Source organism: Burkholderia sp. B10 (assembly GCF_004368385.1).
Lineage (GTDB): Bacteria > Pseudomonadota > Gammaproteobacteria > Burkholderiales > Burkholderiaceae > Burkholderia > Burkholderia vietnamiensis.
The window spans coordinates 1-16,254 of the sequence record NZ_PQMX01000026.1; the positions used below are offsets into that span (position 1 = coordinate 1).

A 16,254-nucleotide genomic window follows, 5' to 3' on the forward strand; every position below is an offset into this window, starting at 1 on the left:
CACCCCGCACAGATCGCCCGCTTCACGCACTTGAACGATTTTAGATCCGCGTGAAAAAAATACAACCGGCGCCGGCCCCAACGCGCAACCCTCGCCCACGCACCAACTAACTCCGCCGCTTGATCTGCGCCCGCACCTTTTTTAGTATGAAGTAATCGAGGCATGCGCGTACGCACCCGTTCCGTCGCAAAGGAGACACATGCAGTCGAGGCCGGCGGCTCCCATAACCATCGTCGTGATCGGCATCGCGGTTGCCTGCGTGCTCATGGGCCTGTGCGTGCTGCAACTGTTCCAGAGCCGCACCGACGCGCTCGAGCGGGCAAGCGAAACGTCGCGCAACCTCGGCCTGATCGTCGAGCGCGACATCCAACGCAACTTCGAGCTCTACGACCTGTCGCTGCAGGCCGTCATCGACGGCCTGAAGCGTCCCGACGTGATGAATGCGCCGCCGAGCGTGCGCCGCGCAGTGCTGTTCGACAACGCGATGACCGCGCGCTTTCTCGGCTCGATGCTGGTGCTCGATGCCGACGGTAACATCGTCCTCGATTCGGCTACCGACGTGCCGCGCCGCGGCAATTTTGCCGATCGCAAGTACTTCACCGTCCACCGCGACCATCCGGATGTCGGGCTCTATGTCAGCGATCCGTTCGCGTCGCGGCTGCGCGGCGGCGCGCTGAGCATCGGCCTCACGCGGCGGATCTCGAATCCGGACGGCTCGTTTGCCGGCGTCGTCCTCATCGCACTGAACCTCGAATACTTCCACCAGCTGTTTGCCGGCCTGTCGCTCGGACAGCACGGCTCGATGTCGCTGATCCGCGACGACGGCGTCATGGTGATGCGTCAGCCATACGATGCGCAAACCATCGGCCGCGACGTCAGCCGCGGGGCAACCTTCGGGCGCTTCCAGGCCGCGCGCGACGGCGTGTTCTCGGAAAAATCGTCGCTCGACGGCGTGCGCCGTCTGTACTACTTCAGGCATCTGCCGAAGCTGCCGCTGATCGTGATGGTCGCCGAAGCGGAGCAGGACATCTACGCGGCGTGGCGGCACCGCGCCGCGACGATCGGCGCGCTGGTCGCAACGTTCGGTGCGGCGTTCATCGCGGTGTCGGTGATGCTCGGCGCGCAGCTGCGGCATCGGATGCGCGCGGAATCGGAACTCGTGCTGCTCGCGCGCACCGACGGTCTCACCGGCCTCGGCAATCGCCGCAGCTTCGCGGAAGTCCTGGAGCGCGAATGGCGTCGCGCACGGCGCGCGCGCTCGGTGTTCTCGCTGTTGTTCGTCGACGTCGACCGTTTCAAGGCCTATAACGACACCTATGGTCATCAGGCCGGCGACGACGCGCTCGCGGCGGTGGCGCGCTGCATCGGCGACAACATTCGCCGGCCGGTCGACAGCGCAGCCCGCTACGGCGGCGAGGAGTTCGTCGTGCTGTTGCCCGACACGCCCGAGCCGGGCGCCGCGCGGATCGCCGAGCGCATTCGCGCGGCAATCGACGAGCTGGCGCTCGAACACGTCGGCAGCGAGCATGGGCACGTGACCGCAAGCATCGGCCTGGCCAGCTGGACGCCCGAGCGCGATGAGGAAGCCGACAACATGATCAAGGCCGCGGATCGGGCGCTATACCGCGCGAATGCGACCGGGCGAAACAAGGTTGCGGCGTTCCGGCCGTCGACATGACGCTGCGCGACAGTGGGCTACAGTGAGCGTCAACCGCCTTGACCCAAGGGCGAACACGAGGATCAGACGATGCAACTTCACACCGGCAACCTGTTCAGTCCCGAAGCAAGCCGCGGCAGCGACGAGCAGGTCGACGTGCTGGTTCACGGCGCGCGCGTCGATATCGAGCGAATCGTATCGATGGGTCACGCGAGTCCCGCGGGGTTCTGGTACGACGATCCGCGCGCCGAATGGGTGGCGTTGCTGTCCGGCGCGGCGGTGCTCGAGTTCGAAGCCGATGGGTCGCGGCTCGAGATGCGCGCCGGCGACTACCTGCTGATCGAACCGCACTGTCGTCATCGGGTCGCATGGACGCATCCGGACGAGCCGTCCGTATGGCTCGCCGTCTATCACGAACGCTGACGCGCAGGTCTGCCGCAAGCGATCGGCCCGTGACTGCACCCACCGGTGCCAGCGCCGATGCCGGGCGGCCCGCGCAAGATCCCGCGTCCTTACCTCACGCATTCGAGCACGTATCTCAGCCCCTGGCCGAGCAGCCCGCGCCACACGTCCCACGTATGCCCGCCGTCGACGACGCGCAGTTCGGCCGGATTCTGCGCGCGGCGCAGCTGCGTGTACAACAGGCTCGATTCGGCCTGGATCGTGAGGTCGTCGTCGCCGGCCGCGATGAACATCGGCACGCGCCACGTGCGCGTGAAATAAGCGCGCATCAGCGCCGGATAGTTGAGCTCGTGCCATACGCGCGGATCGAATTGCCGGTCGCCGAACACGCCCACATAACGCGCGGCGGAATTCAGCGGCGGCTCGTTCGCGTAGATCGCGGGGCTCAGCAGCATCGCGCCGCAGAACAGGCCCGGTTCGAGCAGCGCGAAGCGCAGCGCGCCGAAGCCGCCCATCGACACGCCGCCGATCGCGCGGCCCGCGCGCTGGTTCGACACCGCGAAATGCGCCTCGACCTCCGGCAGCAGATCGTTGAGGAACGCGCTCTGCATCTTCTCCTTGCGGTCGACGTACCAGTCGGTGCCGCCCTGCGGCATCACGATCACGACGGGCGGGATCTCGTGGCGCTCGATCAGCGTGTCGGCCGTGACCTGCAGCCGGCCCTGCGTGATCCAGTCGTTCGCGTTGCCGGCGTTGCCGTGCAGCAGGTACAGCACCGGATAACGCGCGCCTTCCGCGTTGTAGCCGGGCGGCAGGTACACGGTGTACGACCAGTCGCGCTTCAGCGCCGCCGACCGGAACGAACGCAGCGCGATGCTGCTGCCCGGATTGAGCGCCGGTTCCTGAGCGGCCGGCGCAGCCGCGGCGGGCGACGCGCCCGGCGACACCGCGGGCCCGCCGGGCGTGGCGTGAGCGGTGGCGAGCGTGGCGGCGAGCAGCACGGCGGTGATTGGCAGGACGAAGCGGCGCATGGCGAAGCGTTTCAATGGAGGCGACCGCTATCGTAGCAGCCGCGCATGACGGCTCGGCCAGTCATCGTCGCGAACGGAACGGCGACGGCAGCCGCGACACGAGCGGCCCATAGAGTTTCGCGACCAGATACAGCAGCCCCATCGCGACGACATCGGCGGTCAGGCCGAGCGGTACGTCGAGATAGCCTTCGGTCGCCTGGTACAGCAGCGAGTCGACCGCGAGCGAGATGCCGGTGCCCGCGACGAAGCACAGCAGCCCTTGGCGGCCGATCGTGCCGATCCACGGCATCGCATGCGCGACCTTCTTCATCCAGCCGAGGTGGACGAGCTTGGCCGCGAGCCACGCGATCGCGACGAAGTTCGCGAGCCGCAGCGCGCCGAGGTTCTGCTTGATCGACGGATCGGTCGGGAACGGCTCGATGCGCAGCCGGTAGTACGCGCCCGCTGCGACGATCGCGAGCGAGACGGCCGTGAGCAGCCAGCCCTGCGGTTTCGGCGCGAGCGTCTGGTAGACGGGCCGGCAGCGCGCGATCACGCCGAGCACGAACAGGAACTGCCACGCGAACGGGTTGAAGTCCCAGGGCACGCCTTCGACGGTCGGCAGGAAGCGCGCGGCATGCGGCGCCGCGTACCACAGCGAGCCGCTGAACGCGAGCAGCAGCCACGGCTGCGTGCGCGCGAGCGGCAGCGCGAGCGGAACCAGCAGCGCGAAGAACGCGTACATCGGCAGCACCGACGCGAGATACGGCTGACGACGGAACAGCAGGATGTCGCGCAGCGCGACGAGCGGCTTCTCGAGCAGGCCGTCGAGATCGTTGGTCGGCATGTTCGGGCCGTCGATCGAGAACGCGTTCAGCATGGCCGTGATCAGCAGCATCAGGCCGGCCGTCACGAGGAACGCACGATAGATCTCGAACGCGCGCCGGATGAAGCGCTGGCGCGCGGCTGCCTCGTCGTGGCGCTCTGCAAGCGAGTTGTAAGCGATGGCGGTCGCGAAGCCGCCGAGGAACACGAATACCTCGGCCGCGTCGCACAGCGCATACGCGTGCAGCGTGACGCGCGACAGGATGCTGCCGCCGATGTGGTCGACGACGATCACGAGCAGCACCAGGCCGCGGAAGAAATCGAGCTCGGCGTAGCGGCCGGCCCGGGCCGGCGCGGTCATCGGAGCGCCTCCCGGCGCCCGCCGCATGCGCGGCTGGCACGTGCCGCGCAGGAATCGGGGTGAAGCATGACTTCGTGAAGAAATGGCGAACGGATGCGCATTGTGCCACCGATGCCGCTGCCACCGGGTTTACGCGGATGGCGGCCCGTCCGGCCAACGCCGGCAAGCCGCGGCGGGCCGCCGGCGCAGTACGCCGCAGTACGCAGTTGGACGAGCGCAACGGTTTGCGCCGCGCACCCGCAGCCCGATGGACGGACGATTTCCGACGTGACACCATTTTGTCCTCACGCGGCCGCACACCGCGTCGTCCGCACGGCGGGCCACGTAAACAACAGACCAAACATGCGCCGGTTGCTCGACCAACCCGGCCCAGGCTCCGGAGATTCGTCATGAAGAAGCACGTCATTCTCACCGCCGCGCTGGCCGCTTGTGCCGCGCCGGTCTTTGCGCAGAACAGTGTGACGCTGTATGGCCTGATCGACGAAGGCTTCAACTACACCAACAACGTGAACGTCAACGGGCTCGGCAAGACCAATTACCAGCTCGCGAGCGGCTACGCGCAGGGCAGCCGCTGGGGCCTGAAGGGCAGCGAGGATCTCGGCGGCGGGCTGAAGGCGATCTTCACGCTGGAAAACGGCTTCGACGTGAACAACGGGCGGCTCGGCCAGGGCGGCCGCATGTTCGGCCGCCAGGCGTTCGTCGGGCTCAGCGAATCGCGCTTCGGTACGCTCAGCTTCGGCCGCCAGTACGACTCGGTCGTCGACTACCTCGCGCCGCTCACGGCCAACGGCAACTGGGGCGGCACGCTGTTCTCGCATCCGTTCGACAACGACAACACCGACAATTCGTTCCGCGTCAACAACACGGTCAAGTACGCGAGCGCCGACTGGAACGGCCTGACGTTCGGCGGCACCTACAGCTTCAGCAACAGCACCGGCTTCTCGAACAACCGCCAGTACAGCCTCGGCGCGCAGTATTCGCTGGCCGGGCTGCAGGTCGCGGCCGCGTATCTGCAGGCGAACAACCCGGGCGCCGGTAACGCCGGCGCGATCGCCGCCGACGACGCGAACTTCGTCGCCGACCGCCTGCGCATCTTCGGCGGCGGCATCAACTACACGTTCGGCCCGGCGACGGTCGGCTTCGTCTATACGAAGACGGACGTGAAGAACCCGGTGTCGACGGTCTACCTGCCGGCATCGACGTTCTCGGGGCTCGGGCTGAGCGCGACCAAGTTCCAGAACTTCGAGGTCAACGGCAAGTACCAGCTCACGCCGGATTTCTATCTGGGCGCGCAGTACGTGTACACCGACGGCAAGTTCGACGCTGCGGCCGGTTCGTTCAAGCCGAAATACCACACCGTCGGGCTGATGGCCGACTACAGCCTGTCGAAGCGCACCGACGTCTATCTGCAGGGCGCCTGGCAGAAAGTGGCCGGCGACAAGACCGGCACCGCGGCGGACGGCGGCTATGTCGTCGGGACGGACGGGCCGTCGTCGTCGTCGAACCAGTTCGCGGTGCGCGCCGCAATTCGCCACAAGTTCTGAGCGGGCAGCGCAGTGCAGCGCCGGCCGCCGCTGCGCCCGCGGCGGCGCGCGACCATCACAGCTGCGCTTCGATCGCGGCCTTGTCGATGACCGACCAGACCTGCCGGATCCTGCCGTCGTCGAACTCGTAGAAGACGTTTTCGGCGAAGGTCACGCGCCTGCCGTCGACGGCCAGCCCCATGAACGTGCCGCGCGGCGCACACGCGAAGCGCAGCCGCGCCGCGATGCGCGGCGGCTCGCACACGAGCAGCCGGATCTCGAAACGCAGGTCCGGGATGTCGCGGAAATCCTGCTCCAGCATCGCGCGGTAGCCGGCCAGGCCCAGCGGCCGATCGTTGTGGATCACGTTGTCGGCGACGTAGTCGCCCAGCGCCGCCCAATCCTGACGGTTCAGGCAGTCGATGTATGCGCGATAGCGGATCGCGAGGTCGGATTCGGTCATGATGGCAATGCCTCCTCGTATGTCCTCCGGTTGCTTCGATGGCCGCGCGTCGCTCAGCGCGGCGGCGTGTCGTTCGACAGAAACGATACGAACGCCTGCGTGTATTTCGGCAACTGGTCGAACGAGCGCGCGCACAGCGTCAGCTTGCGATGGCTCCATGCGTCGGACAGCTCGACGAGCCGCACGTCCAGCGTCTGCGCCGCGCGCTCGGCCGCATGGCGCGACACGATGCCGATCCCGACGCCGCTTTCGATCACGCGGCAGATCGCGTCGAAGCTCTTCAACTGGACACGGTAGCGGATTCGCTTGCCGAGCGCACGCGCCTGCTCGGCGAGATGGACCTGCAGCGCGCTGCCGTCGGTGAGCCCGATGAAGTCCGCATCGACGATTTCGTCGAACGCGACGTGCTCGCGTGCGGCGAGCGGATGCGCGGCCGGCACGACCGCGATCAGCCAGTCCTCGCGGAAGCGCCGCTGCTCGAGCCCGTCGAGGCCGACCGAATCGGCGACGATGCCGACCTCCGCGGTCTTGTTGCGAATCGCATGCACGATCTCCTGGCTCGAACGCTCCTCGACGCTGATCGACAGTTTCGGATGATGCGGCAGGTATGCGGCGAGCGCGTCGGGCAGGTATTCGCTCAGCGACGCCGTATTGCACAGCAGCCGGATGTGCCCGCGCAGCCCCTGGCCGTATTGCTGCAGCTCGCCGCGCATCTGATCGATCTGTTGCAGCACCGTGCGTGCGTGATGCTCGAGCGCATGGCCGGCATCGGTCGCCTGCACGCCCGACTTCGCCCGGTGCAGCAGCGGTACGCCCAGTTCGTCCTCCATGCCGCGGATGCGCTCGCTCGCGGCCTGCAACGTGATGTGGGTCCGCTCGGCGCCGCCCGTGATCGTGCCGGCCTCGCAGATGTTCAGAAAGAGCCGCAGGTCGGTCAGATCGAAGCGCATGGTCGGAGCGGGGCGTCAGGACGGGAATGGCCGATAAGTTAGCAGGAACGGCCGCGCCGGTCTCGGGCCGGCCTCGGACCTCGTGCCTCGTGCCTCAGGCTGAGCCTGAGACACGGTTCGCCGCTTCCGCATTTTCGGGGCGCGATCGGTCACCGATCATCGCCGCATATCGATCCAGGAGGAGACCGGGATGCGCGACGAGCCGTCGTGGGGTGTGTCGTTCAAGATCGCGTTGCACCTGTTGTTCTTGTGCATCGGCGTCGCATGGGCCTGCGCCGAGCTGGTCGACTGGCTGCGATGAAGGCCGCGCCGGCCGTCCGAATGCCGTTCCGGCGGTCCTCGGGCGAGAAAATTTCCGCCTGGCGTGCAGGAAACCGTCAAGTTTTTCCGATTCCGACCGTATTACCGAGAACGAAGGTCCCGCCGACGCGCGCCTCGTGATCGTTTGTCATCATTGTTTGCATCCGGTTACACGTCGGCCGTTCCGTTTTTGAGATGCTTGAAAGATTGTCAAACGGGAGTCGATCGTCCATGAAACTGTGCGAGATGTACCGCAACGCGGCCTGGCTGCCCGGCCTGGCCGCCGTGCTCGTCATGGCCGGTTGTGCAAGTACGGAACCCGTTCCGCCGAGCGATACGCTCGCGGGACCGTCGTCGGAGCAGCCCGCCGCTGCACTGCCGGCTACACCGGTGCCGCCGGCTGCCCCGATCCTCGTCGTACGGAAGTACGTGGTGAAGCGCGGCGACACGCTGAGCGCCATCGCGGCCGCGCACGCTTGCAGCGTGGCCGAGCTGCGTACCTGGAACAAGCTCGATGCGCACGCCAGGTTGCGGCGCGGACAGGTGCTGCGCATCGTCCGGCAGCAGCAGCCGGCACCGGCGCAGCGCGCGAGCGACGCGACGGCTGGTGCCGTTCCGGCCGCTCCCGCCGCGCAGACCAATCCCGCGGCTGCCGCGCAGCCGAACGTGTCGCCGGCGAACGAGCGCCGGGTCGTCAACGAAACCAGGCGGCACGCGAGCGCGGTGTCGCTGACGTGGCCGGCCCGCGGCAAGATCGTCGATGCGTTCCGTCCCGGCCAGAACCGCGGCATTCAGATCGCCGGCCGGCCGGGCGACCCGGTGCGCGCGGCCGCCGACGGCCGCGTGATGTATGCGGGCACGGGCCTGAACGATTACGGCAGCCTGATCATCGTCCAGCACAATGCGGATTTTCTGACCGCGTACGCGCATAGCCGCCGGGTGCTCGTGAAGACGGGCGACATCGTGCGCCAGGGCGATGCGATCGCCGAAATGGGCGACGTGGACAACGCGCATGTCGCGCTGCTGTTCGAGGTGAGGCGCGACGGCAAGCCGGTCAATCCGATGCCTTATCTGCCTTCTTCGCAAGGCTGAAGCGGCGCGCCGCTGGAACGCGGCGGCGCTCGCTGCTACGCTAGGGCTTGTTCACGCGAGGGCCGCCGTTCGCGGCGGCGACGAACGTGTCGCGCGAGGCGCGGCCACATCGTCGCGAGCCGGCCGCCGCCATGAACGCGCGCGTGCCTCGCCAATGCCCGCGCGTATTGCGCCATGCACCGCTTCGCCACCGTTTCCGACTGAACGCCTTCATTCATGGACCATTCTCCGACTCGTCGTTCGCTGTTGCTCGCCGCCGTGTCCGCGCCGTTCGTCGCCGCGTGCACGTCGGCTCCCATTGCCGATCAGGGGCGCGCGCATGTTGCCCGCAGCGAGCTCGCCGCACTCGATAAGGCGTCGAACGGCCGGCTTGGCGTCGCCGCGCTCGACACGTCGAACGGCACGCGCATCGCGCATCATGCGCGCGAGCGCTTCCCACTGTGCGGCACCTATGCGGTCGTCGCGGCCGCCGCGATCCTCGCGCGTGCGTCGCTCGATGCATCGCTGCTGCCGCGTCGCATCCTGTATCGCCGTTACGAAGTCGTGGCCGGCTCGCCGGTGACGGAGAGCCACGTCGACACGGGCATGACGATCGCGCAACTCTGCGCCGCAATGCTGCAGTCGGGTGACAAGGGCGCGGGGAACCTGCTGATGAACGTGCTCGGCGGCCCGCAGGCCGTCACGGCGTTCGCGCACGAAAGCGGCGACACCGTGTTCCGGCTCGATCGCTGGGAGCCCGAGCTGAACCGTGCCGCGCCCGGCGACGAGCGTGACACGTCGACGCCGGTTGCGATGGTCGATACGCTGCAGCGGCTGCTGCTCGGCGACACGCTGCAGCAAGCGCAGCGCGCGCAGCTCACCGACTGGATGACGGCCGGCGCGCCCGACGCGACCGGCATCGCGGCCGGCGTGCCGCCGGGCTCGCGCGTGGCGGCCAAGCGCGGCACCGGCGGTTACGGCACGACGACCGAGGTCGCGGTGGTGTGGCCGCCGTCGCGCGCGCCGATCGTGCTCGCGGTGTCGTTCACGCAAGCGCAGGCCGACGCCGCTGCGCGCGCGGACGTCGTCGCGTCGGCGGCGCGCATCGCGACCGGAGCGCTCACCGCCACGGCCTGAGCGCGCTGCGCGAGCGACGCGGCTCGCGCAACGCCGCCATTTCGCTTATCGTGTCGGTCAGCCCGCGCCCGTCCCGGCGCGCGGTGTGCCTGCGCGATGCGCGCTTCATGCGCGCCGTTGGTTCGCGCAGTTCGTCTGCTTACCTGCCTCGCCATGCGCCGACTTCCGCCTCTGCACGCGCTGCAGATCTTCTCCACGGTGGCCCGCCACCGCAGCTTCACGCGTGCGGCCGAGCAGCTGTGCGTCACGCAGGGGGCGGTGAGCCGCCAGATCCAGGCGCTCGAGGCGCACTACGGTTTTCCGCTGTTCAAGCGGCACGCGAAGGGCCTTCTGCTGACGCCGGAGGGCGAGCAGTTGCTGCCGGTCGTCAACGAGAGCTTCGCGCGCATCGAGGACATCTCGATGAAGCTCACGCGGCAGCGCACCGATCTCGCGCTGAAGGTGCCGACCTGCGTGATCCGCTGGATGCTGCCGCGCATCATGCGGTTCCAGGGCGAGCATCCGGATCTGCACGTGCAGATCACGACCGCGTGGCAGCACGTCGTCGATTTCTCGACCGAGCCGTTCGATGCGGCGATCGTCTACGGTACGTCGCCGGGCGCGGGCGTCGTCGCGCTGCCGTTGTTCGACGAGCGGCTGACGCCGGTGTGCGCACCGGAGCTGCGGCACGCCGCGCCGCTCGACGCGGTCGGCGATCTCGTGCGCCATACGCTGCTGCATCCGACGCGCGATCATCGCGACTGGCGCGCGTGGCTCGAGCATGCGGGCGAGCGCGGCGTCGACGCGCAGCGCGGCCCGACCTTCGACACGCTCGACCTCGCGACGAACGCGGCGATGCAGGGCTTCGGCGTCGCGATCGGCGACGTGACGCTCGTCGACGACGACGTCAGCGCACACCGGCTCGAGCGGCCGTTCGACATCGTGCTCGAGACCGGCGCGCGCTACTACTTCGTCTATCCGGAGAGCATCGGCAGTCAGCAGAAGATCCGCGCGTTCAGCGACTGGATCGCCTGCCATCGCGACTGACGCGCGCAGTATCGGGCGACGCTTCCTACTGGTAGGTGACGACGGCGATCAGCGGCGCATGGGCGGTGCCTGCGCGCTCGGGGACGACGATCGTGCGCGAACCCTGCGAGAACGACGTGGTGGCGACCGTGTGCAGCGTGGCCGCGTCGACGAACGCGACTTGGCCGGTGGCCGGGCGCGGGCAATCGGGACGCATGCGCGCATGCTGCGCATCGGCGCTGTCGACCGTGAACGAGCAGGGCGGCTCGACGATCATGCCGGTGAAGCGAACTATGCCGGACGCGCCGGCCGCGAAGGAAGACGATGAAACCAGAAGCGCGGCAGCGAGGGCGAACGAGGCGGTAGCACGGCGATGCTTCATGACAGGCTCCAGAGTGGAAGCGCGTCGCAGCGAGGCCGCTCGAATGGCAGGCCGTCAACGCTGCGGTGCTGTATGCGTAAACGGCAAGTTCATCGAACCTCTTGAGTGAGAACGGGGAGACGACGGCCCGCAAGGGACGTCGGGTTCCTGTGATCAATCTATCTCGAACTTGTACTACTGCAACTCGGGGTAGTACGGATGGCGCATGCAAGCGCTGTGGAAGGAACGGCGGTTTGCCGGCCAATCGTTGGGGAGTCAACCAACGGCGATCGTGTGAATCGCAGTACCAACAATGGGTTCGTCGTGGTCGCCGTTGGTAAATTGCGCAGGTGGGCACTCGCGTGCCGACGTCGTGCACGCTCAAAACAAGCCTTCGCGGCGTACACGGCCGAAGTGAACCGATGAGAAGACACCTATGACCAGCACGCCGGCGAGCATCGCCGCGCTATCTACGTTCACCCCGGGCGGGAACGGATGATGGAGCAGCAGCGCCAAGCCGATCAGTGCGTTCAGAAAGCCCCAAAGGTCATTGACGAGCGGCGACGATGGCCCCTTTCCGTGCGGCTTCGAAAACGGAGACGGAAAAACTTCGCCGCGCAGACCGGCAGTCAGGTGCGGCATCGCGTTGCACAAGAAGGCGCCTGCAAAGAAGGCTGAAACGAAGCTCATGACTCGTCCTTTCGAAGGGAGTGAAACGCATGAATGGATAGGGACGCGCGGAATCGCCGAGTCGGCAGCCGAAAGGATTGGCAGCAGCCCGGGTCGCGACGTCGTGAGGCTCGAACTGTCTCGATCGACATCTGCGAGGAAGGCTCTCGCGGTCCAGGCGGGCAAGCCCGCTGGACCGCGACCGATTCGGTTCGCCGGAATCGATGAACCACGACCGGTGCAAGAAAGCTGGCCGACCGCCAACGTCAGGTCAGAGGCGGCACCTTCCAGCGCGAGGCGGCGTTCACGAGCGCGGCCGTGCGAAAAGCATAAATCACGACAGTTTAACTTGCAAGTTTAGCTGTCGAATTTCGTGCGTGCGCCTTCGTAGTGACGTTTCATGAAGTCCAGGAGCGATGTCGGCCGCACGGTCGGATATTGGTCATTTGCGATGTCGCGCAAGGTGCCTTCGCCCGACATCATCGGCAGCAGATACTGGAGCGGCAGCATTGCCATCGGATGAGCACCGGCCTTCGCCATTCGCCGTAGCTCGGCATAGCCGTCCGCGATCGAGCCTCGACGCACCCGATGAAGCTCCTTGCCGGTCGCTGCTGCATAGTCCGCTGCGATCTGGGCAATGGTGCGGCAGTCGCCTGCCACGGACACTATCCTGTTAGCCGCCGCCGGATCCTCGACGGCAGCCACGGTCCAGGCTGCAACGTCGTTCATGGACGTGAAATCGAGGGGCACCTCGTCGTCGCCCCAGTAAGCGATCGTGCCCGCTTTGGCGTCGATCAGACCGGGGTTGGAGAACACGGCCTCCATGAAGCCACCGTTCAGGATGTGGGTGTGGCCGATGCCGCTCGGCACGACCTTGCGATCGAAGGTCCGCCGCATGTCGAGGTAAGGGTTGATGCCTTCCGGAATCGAGAACAGGTTCTCGGAGAAGTCCGACGGGACCAATCGCCGGACGCCTGCCGCGAGCGCTGCCTCGAGCAAACGGGCCTGGCCATCGACGATGATGTCGGGGCCACCCTGAACTGCCGAAATAACGGTATCGACGCCGGCACAGGCTTGCTCGAGGCTGAGCGGGTCGTCCAGGTCGGTATTGACGACGGTTACGCCGTTCGCAAGCCACTGCCTTGCACGATTGCCGTGTTTACCTGCTGAACCGCCGCGCACTCCCGCGCGGATCTCACCGGCGGGTCGCGTGCGAAGTAACGCATCGATGATTCGGTGCCCAAGATTGCCGGCGGCGCCGACGACCAAACAGCTCGTGTGTGTATTGTCCATGACTCCCTCGGTTCGTCACGACGCTCGGTGGACGGCGTCGAGGAGAAGTCTAGGTCGTGCCGAATTTGAATATAAGATGGCTGAATCGAGACTCCGCGTTCCGGAAAACGACACGAAATGGACCAGGCCGACCTCATCATATTTCTTCGCTTAGCCGATAGCGGAAGCCTTTCAGGCACGGCACGCACGCTGAAGTCGCCCAAATCGTCCGTAAGCCGGGCACTCGTCCGGTTGGAGACGGAGATTGGATCGGCGCTCTTCGACCGGTCCACCCGACACTTCCGGCTGACCGATGCGGGAAAACTGCTGCTGCCCTACGCGTCGCGGGCAGTTCACGACCTGCAGGAAGCGCAGGCGATCATCGATGGCTACGCGGGGGAACCGCGCGGGCTGCTACGCATCAACACGACGCAATCGTTCGCACAGGGGCTCGTTGCGCCCATGCTGCCCGAGTTTCTCGACCGCTATCCGGCGCTCACCGTCGAGCTGACGACGGACTCGAACTACGTCGACATCGCGCGCGAAGGTATCGACGTAGCGGTGCGCGTCGGTACACTTCCCGACTCGTCGCTCGTCGCACGCAGGCTGCCGCCGGTCGAATTGTGGCTGTGCGCAAGTCCATCCTACCTGTCGCGGTCGGGCGCGCCGATGGCGGCAAGCGAGCTTCATGGACATCGGCTCGTCGTTCGAGAGGCGCCCACGAGCTGGGTGTTTCAGGATGGCCAGGCGGAATTGACCATACGGCCGCGTGGTAGCGCAATTATTCCTGATGCGGCTGCGCAGAAGATCGTGCTTGAAGGCGGGGGCGGGATTGGTTTTCTTCCAAGCTACCTCGCTGCTCCCGCCTTGAGGGCAGGTACCTTGGTGCGGGTGCTTCCGTCATTGAGACGAGAACCCATCGAGCTTCACGCGCTGTATCCGACTCACCGCAGTATGTCGGCAAAGGTCCGCGTTTTCATCGATGCCCTTGTTGGTCACCTCGAGACAGTCGGGCTAACGTCCTCGCGCGTCTAGCGGCTGGGGTGTACCAGGCGAGCGCCAGGCAATCGATACAGGCAATTGAACTGGCCGATCACCGACGTGCCTCTTCTGCACTCCACGAAGAACCCAAAAAAACGGCCGCCCATTCCGGGCGGCCGCCTCGTGCTACCGCAGCTTCGCTCAGCCCGCGCGCTTGCGTACGGCCCCGACGATCACGAGCAGCACGATCGCGCCGACGATCGACGCGATCCAGCCCGCGCCCTGGCCGGGCGCATACCAGCCGGCGGCGCGGCCGACATAGCCCGCGATGAGCGAACCGACGACGCCGAGTACGATGGTCATCAGGATGCCCATCTTGTCGTCGCCGGGTTTGAATGCGCGCGCGAGCAGGCCGACGATGAGCCCGACCACCAGCGTTTCGATGAATTGCAGCATGAACGCCTCCCTGTTGCCATTGAGTTGTTGACGAACAGCAATGGACCAGCGCGCGCTGCGCAGGTTCCATTGCTCGGCACACCGATGCACCGGCGCGCGGGGTGCCGAGCATTGCACGCCCATGCGTCGCGCGCGTGTCAGGCCACCGGATCGAGACGGCGATACCCTTCGGTCGCGCGCAGCAGCGTGCGCGTGTAGTCGCGCGCGACCTGTCCGGCACGCACGTCCTCGATCCGCAACTGCTCGACGATCTGGCCGTGCTGCATCACCGCGACGCGCTGACACAGAAAACCGATCACCGCGAGATTGTGGCTCACGACGATCATCGTCAGCTTGCGTTCGCGATGCAGGCGGCGCAGCAGGTTCAGGATCTCGGCCTGCACCGACACGTCGAGCGCGGAGGTCGGCTCGTCGAGCAGCAGCACGCGCGGCTCGACGATCAGCGCGCGCGCGATCGCGACGCGCTGGCGCTGCCCGCCCGACAGCTGGTGCGGATAGCGGAAGCGGAACGTCGGCCCGAGCCCGACCTCCGACAGCGCCCGCGCAATGCGTGCATCGGCGTCGTCGATCCGGTGGATCGACAGCGGCTCGCGCAGCGTCTGATCGACCGTGAAGCGCGGATGCAGCGATGCGTACGGATCCTGGAACACCATCTGCACGTGGCGGCGCGAGGCGCGATCCGGCGTGCCGCCGACGGCCCGGCCGTCGATCGACAGGCTGCCGCCGGCGAGCGGGACGAGGCCGGTCAGCGCGCGCAGCAGCGTCGACTTGCCGGAGCCCGATTCACCGACGAGCCCGAACACCTCGCCGTCGCGGACCGCGAAGCTCGCGTCGCGCACCGCATCGACGTGGCCCGTGCGAGTGGGAAAGCGGATCGAGACGTGGTCGACGTCGATCATCGTGTGGCCTCCGGTGGTTGCATCGGCATGCTTGCGGGCGGCGCGGCCTCGAGCCACGCCGGATCGCGCCGCAGCACGGGGAGTTCGTCGGGCGGGTTCACGAGCGGCGGATTCGCCGCGAGCAGCCCGCGCGTATAGGGATGCGTCGCATCGCGCAGGTCGCGCGCCGCGCAGGTTTCGACCACGCGGCCCGCATACATCACCGCGACGCGATCGCAGAACGACATCACGAGCGGCAGGTCGTGGCTGATGAACATCAGCCCCGTGCCGTGCTGCGCGATCATCGCGTCGAGCACCGCGAGCACCTGCATCGACACCGCGACGTCGAGCGCCGAGGTCGGCTCGTCGGCGATCAGCAGCCGCGGGCCGGTCGACACCATCATCGCGATCATCACGCGCTGGCCCATCCCGCCCGACAGCTCGTGCGGATACGCATCGGCGACGCGGGCCGGATCGCGGATCTGCACGGCCGCGAGCGCGTCGACGATCCGCTCGCGCAACGCGCGGCCGCGCAGCCCCGGCTCGTGCCGCCGGAACGCTTCGGCCATCTGCTTCGCGACGGTCATCACCGGGTTCAGCGAATACTTCGGATCCTGCAGGATCATCCCCATCTGGCTGCCGCACAGCCTGCGGCGCTCGCCGGGCGTCATCGCGAGCAGGTCGCGGCCGGCGAAGCGCATGGTGCGCGCCGACCAGCGCGCGGCGTCCGGCAGCAGCCCGAGCAGCGCGCGGCCGGTCAGAGATTTGCCGGAGCCCGATTCGCCGACGATGCCGAGCCGCTCGCCGGGCGCGAGCGTCAGCGACAGGTCGCGCACCGCGTCGGACACGACGCCGTCGTGCCCGCGAAAGCCGATCTTCAGCCCGTCGATCTCGCAAAGCGGCGCGGCCGTTTCAGTGGAATTCGCTTGCATG

Annotated in this window: 17 protein-coding genes; 7 read left to right on the forward strand and 10 right to left on the reverse strand. The window is 67.2% G+C overall.

All coding sequences use genetic code 11. The features are described 5' to 3' along the window. Positions 1-199 precede the first annotated feature (199 nt). Positions 200-1,678: a sensor domain-containing diguanylate cyclase gene (locus C3Y15_RS15195; protein ID WP_069240294.1), complete on the forward strand. Its 1,479-nt coding sequence runs from the start codon at positions 200-202 to the stop codon at positions 1,676-1,678. A 69-nt stretch (positions 1,679-1,747) separates the two neighbouring features. Then, complete coding sequence (locus tag C3Y15_RS15200) at positions 1,748-2,080, forward strand: cupin domain-containing protein (protein ID WP_069240293.1); 333 nt, start codon at positions 1,748-1,750, stop codon at positions 2,078-2,080. A gap of 89 nt (positions 2,081-2,169) precedes the next feature. Here the strand turns inward: C3Y15_RS15200 and C3Y15_RS15205 are convergent, their stop codons facing one another. Both C3Y15_RS15205 and C3Y15_RS15210 read right to left on the reverse strand, forming a co-directional pair. Continuing rightward, on the reverse strand, positions 2,170-3,090 hold the full coding sequence (locus C3Y15_RS15205) for an alpha/beta hydrolase-fold protein (protein ID WP_046426359.1): 921 nt from the start codon (positions 3,088-3,090) through the stop codon (positions 2,170-2,172). 61 nt (positions 3,091-3,151) lie between these two features. After that, positions 3,152-4,255, reverse strand: a complete 1,104-nt coding sequence (locus C3Y15_RS15210; protein WP_046426606.1) for an OpgC domain-containing protein — start codon at positions 4,253-4,255, stop codon at positions 3,152-3,154. 389 nt (positions 4,256-4,644) lie between these two features. On the opposite strand from C3Y15_RS15210, the gene C3Y15_RS15220 reads away from it, so the two are divergent. Further along, positions 4,645-5,799, forward strand: coding sequence for a porin (locus C3Y15_RS15220; RefSeq protein WP_014724747.1), 1,155 nt, complete (start codon positions 4,645-4,647; stop codon positions 5,797-5,799). A 55-nt stretch (positions 5,800-5,854) separates the two neighbouring features. Here the strand turns inward: C3Y15_RS15220 and C3Y15_RS15225 are convergent, their stop codons facing one another. Together C3Y15_RS15225 and C3Y15_RS15230 are read right to left on the reverse strand one after the other, a co-directional pair. After that, on the reverse strand, positions 5,855-6,241 hold the full coding sequence (locus tag C3Y15_RS15225; RefSeq protein WP_046426362.1) for an ester cyclase: 387 nt from the start codon (positions 6,239-6,241) through the stop codon (positions 5,855-5,857). Positions 6,242-6,294: 53 nt separating this feature from the next. Further along, positions 6,295-7,191 carry a LysR substrate-binding domain-containing protein gene (locus tag C3Y15_RS15230; protein ID WP_014724748.1) on the reverse strand — a complete coding sequence of 299 codons (897 nt, stop codon included), beginning with the start codon at positions 7,189-7,191 and terminating at the stop codon, positions 6,295-6,297. Between the two features lie 531 nt (positions 7,192-7,722). Between C3Y15_RS15230 and C3Y15_RS15235 the strand changes: the two genes are divergently transcribed. From C3Y15_RS15235 to C3Y15_RS15245, 3 genes are all read left to right on the forward strand, one after another. Next, entirely contained in the window at positions 7,723-8,583 is an 861-nt protein-coding gene (locus tag C3Y15_RS15235) for a peptidoglycan DD-metalloendopeptidase family protein (RefSeq protein ID WP_014724749.1), read from the forward strand. 216 nt (positions 8,584-8,799) lie between these two features. Then, complete coding sequence (bla, locus tag C3Y15_RS15240) at positions 8,800-9,699, forward strand: class A beta-lactamase (RefSeq protein ID WP_011882401.1); 900 nt, start codon at positions 8,800-8,802, stop codon at positions 9,697-9,699. A gap of 153 nt (positions 9,700-9,852) precedes the next feature. Then, the gene (locus C3Y15_RS15245) at positions 9,853-10,725 is read left to right on the forward strand and encodes a LysR substrate-binding domain-containing protein (protein WP_059459402.1); all 873 of its coding nucleotides are present in this window, start codon (positions 9,853-9,855) and stop codon (positions 10,723-10,725) included. A gap of 25 nt (positions 10,726-10,750) precedes the next feature. Here the strand turns inward: C3Y15_RS15245 and C3Y15_RS15250 are convergent, their stop codons facing one another. The 3 genes from C3Y15_RS15250 to C3Y15_RS15260 form a co-directional block, all read right to left on the reverse strand. Further along, on the reverse strand, positions 10,751-11,086 hold the full coding sequence (locus tag C3Y15_RS15250; RefSeq protein WP_059568406.1) for a hypothetical protein: 336 nt from the start codon (positions 11,084-11,086) through the stop codon (positions 10,751-10,753). Positions 11,087-11,446: 360 nt separating this feature from the next. After that, entirely contained in the window at positions 11,447-11,755 is a 309-nt protein-coding gene (locus C3Y15_RS15255) for a hypothetical protein (protein WP_124260073.1), read from the reverse strand. A 336-nt stretch (positions 11,756-12,091) separates the two neighbouring features. After that, positions 12,092-13,027, reverse strand: coding sequence for an NmrA family NAD(P)-binding protein (locus C3Y15_RS15260; protein WP_059464068.1), 936 nt, complete (start codon positions 13,025-13,027; stop codon positions 12,092-12,094). Between the two features lie 117 nt (positions 13,028-13,144). On the opposite strand from C3Y15_RS15260, the gene C3Y15_RS15265 reads away from it, so the two are divergent. Further along, positions 13,145-14,041, forward strand: a complete 897-nt coding sequence (locus tag C3Y15_RS15265; protein ID WP_011882396.1) for a LysR family transcriptional regulator — start codon at positions 13,145-13,147, stop codon at positions 14,039-14,041. A 147-nt stretch (positions 14,042-14,188) separates the two neighbouring features. Here C3Y15_RS15265 and C3Y15_RS15270 read toward each other — a convergent pair whose 3' ends face one another. The 3 genes from C3Y15_RS15270 to C3Y15_RS15280 all read right to left on the reverse strand — a co-directional run bounded on the left by C3Y15_RS15270 (position 14,189) and on the right by C3Y15_RS15280 (position 16,253). After that, positions 14,189-14,443 (reverse strand): GlsB/YeaQ/YmgE family stress response membrane protein, encoded by a 255-nt coding sequence (locus C3Y15_RS15270; protein WP_011882395.1) that lies wholly within the window; start codon positions 14,441-14,443, stop codon positions 14,189-14,191. A 137-nt stretch (positions 14,444-14,580) separates the two neighbouring features. Beyond that, positions 14,581-15,342: an ABC transporter ATP-binding protein gene (locus C3Y15_RS15275; protein WP_014724754.1), complete on the reverse strand. Its 762-nt coding sequence runs from the start codon at positions 15,340-15,342 to the stop codon at positions 14,581-14,583. Further along, on the reverse strand, positions 15,339-16,253 hold the full coding sequence (locus C3Y15_RS15280; protein WP_014724755.1) for an ABC transporter ATP-binding protein: 915 nt from the start codon (positions 16,251-16,253) through the stop codon (positions 15,339-15,341). The genes C3Y15_RS15275 and C3Y15_RS15280 overlap by 4 nt, the downstream gene beginning before the upstream one ends. Between the last annotated feature and the right edge of the window lies 1 nt (position 16,254).

What these genes read in the sequence shown, in the direction of transcription:
- C3Y15_RS15195 (WP_069240294.1), top strand. Translation starts at nt 200, where the DNA reads ATGCAGTCGAGGCCGGCGGCTCCCATAACCATCGTCGTGATCGGCATC.
- C3Y15_RS15200 (WP_069240293.1), top strand. Translation starts at nt 1,748, where the DNA reads ATGCAACTTCACACCGGCAACCTGTTCAGTCCCGAAGCAAGCCGCGGC.
- C3Y15_RS15205 (WP_046426359.1), bottom strand. Translation starts at nt 3,090, where the DNA reads ATGCGCCGCTTCGTCCTGCCAATCACCGCCGTGCTGCTCGCCGCCACG.
- C3Y15_RS15210 (WP_046426606.1), bottom strand. Translation starts at nt 4,255, where the DNA reads ATGACCGCGCCGGCCCGGGCCGGCCGCTACGCCGAGCTCGATTTCTTC.
- C3Y15_RS15220 (WP_014724747.1), top strand. Translation starts at nt 4,645, where the DNA reads ATGAAGAAGCACGTCATTCTCACCGCCGCGCTGGCCGCTTGTGCCGCG.
- C3Y15_RS15225 (WP_046426362.1), bottom strand. Translation starts at nt 6,241, where the DNA reads ATGACCGAATCCGACCTCGCGATCCGCTATCGCGCATACATCGACTGC.
- C3Y15_RS15230 (WP_014724748.1), bottom strand. Translation starts at nt 7,191, where the DNA reads ATGCGCTTCGATCTGACCGACCTGCGGCTCTTTCTGAACATCTGCGAG.
- C3Y15_RS15235 (WP_014724749.1), top strand. Translation starts at nt 7,723, where the DNA reads ATGAAACTGTGCGAGATGTACCGCAACGCGGCCTGGCTGCCCGGCCTG.
- bla (WP_011882401.1), top strand. Translation starts at nt 8,800, where the DNA reads ATGGACCATTCTCCGACTCGTCGTTCGCTGTTGCTCGCCGCCGTGTCC.
- C3Y15_RS15245 (WP_059459402.1), top strand. Translation starts at nt 9,853, where the DNA reads ATGCGCCGACTTCCGCCTCTGCACGCGCTGCAGATCTTCTCCACGGTG.
- C3Y15_RS15250 (WP_059568406.1), bottom strand. Translation starts at nt 11,086, where the DNA reads ATGAAGCATCGCCGTGCTACCGCCTCGTTCGCCCTCGCTGCCGCGCTT.
- C3Y15_RS15255 (WP_124260073.1), bottom strand. Translation starts at nt 11,755, where the DNA reads ATGAGCTTCGTTTCAGCCTTCTTTGCAGGCGCCTTCTTGTGCAACGCG.
- C3Y15_RS15260 (WP_059464068.1), bottom strand. Translation starts at nt 13,027, where the DNA reads ATGGACAATACACACACGAGCTGTTTGGTCGTCGGCGCCGCCGGCAAT.
- C3Y15_RS15265 (WP_011882396.1), top strand. Translation starts at nt 13,145, where the DNA reads ATGGACCAGGCCGACCTCATCATATTTCTTCGCTTAGCCGATAGCGGA.
- C3Y15_RS15270 (WP_011882395.1), bottom strand. Translation starts at nt 14,443, where the DNA reads ATGCTGCAATTCATCGAAACGCTGGTGGTCGGGCTCATCGTCGGCCTG.
- C3Y15_RS15275 (WP_014724754.1), bottom strand. Translation starts at nt 15,342, where the DNA reads ATGATCGACGTCGACCACGTCTCGATCCGCTTTCCCACTCGCACGGGC.
- C3Y15_RS15280 (WP_014724755.1), bottom strand. Translation starts at nt 16,253, where the DNA reads ATGCAAGCGAATTCCACTGAAACGGCCGCGCCGCTTTGCGAGATCGAC.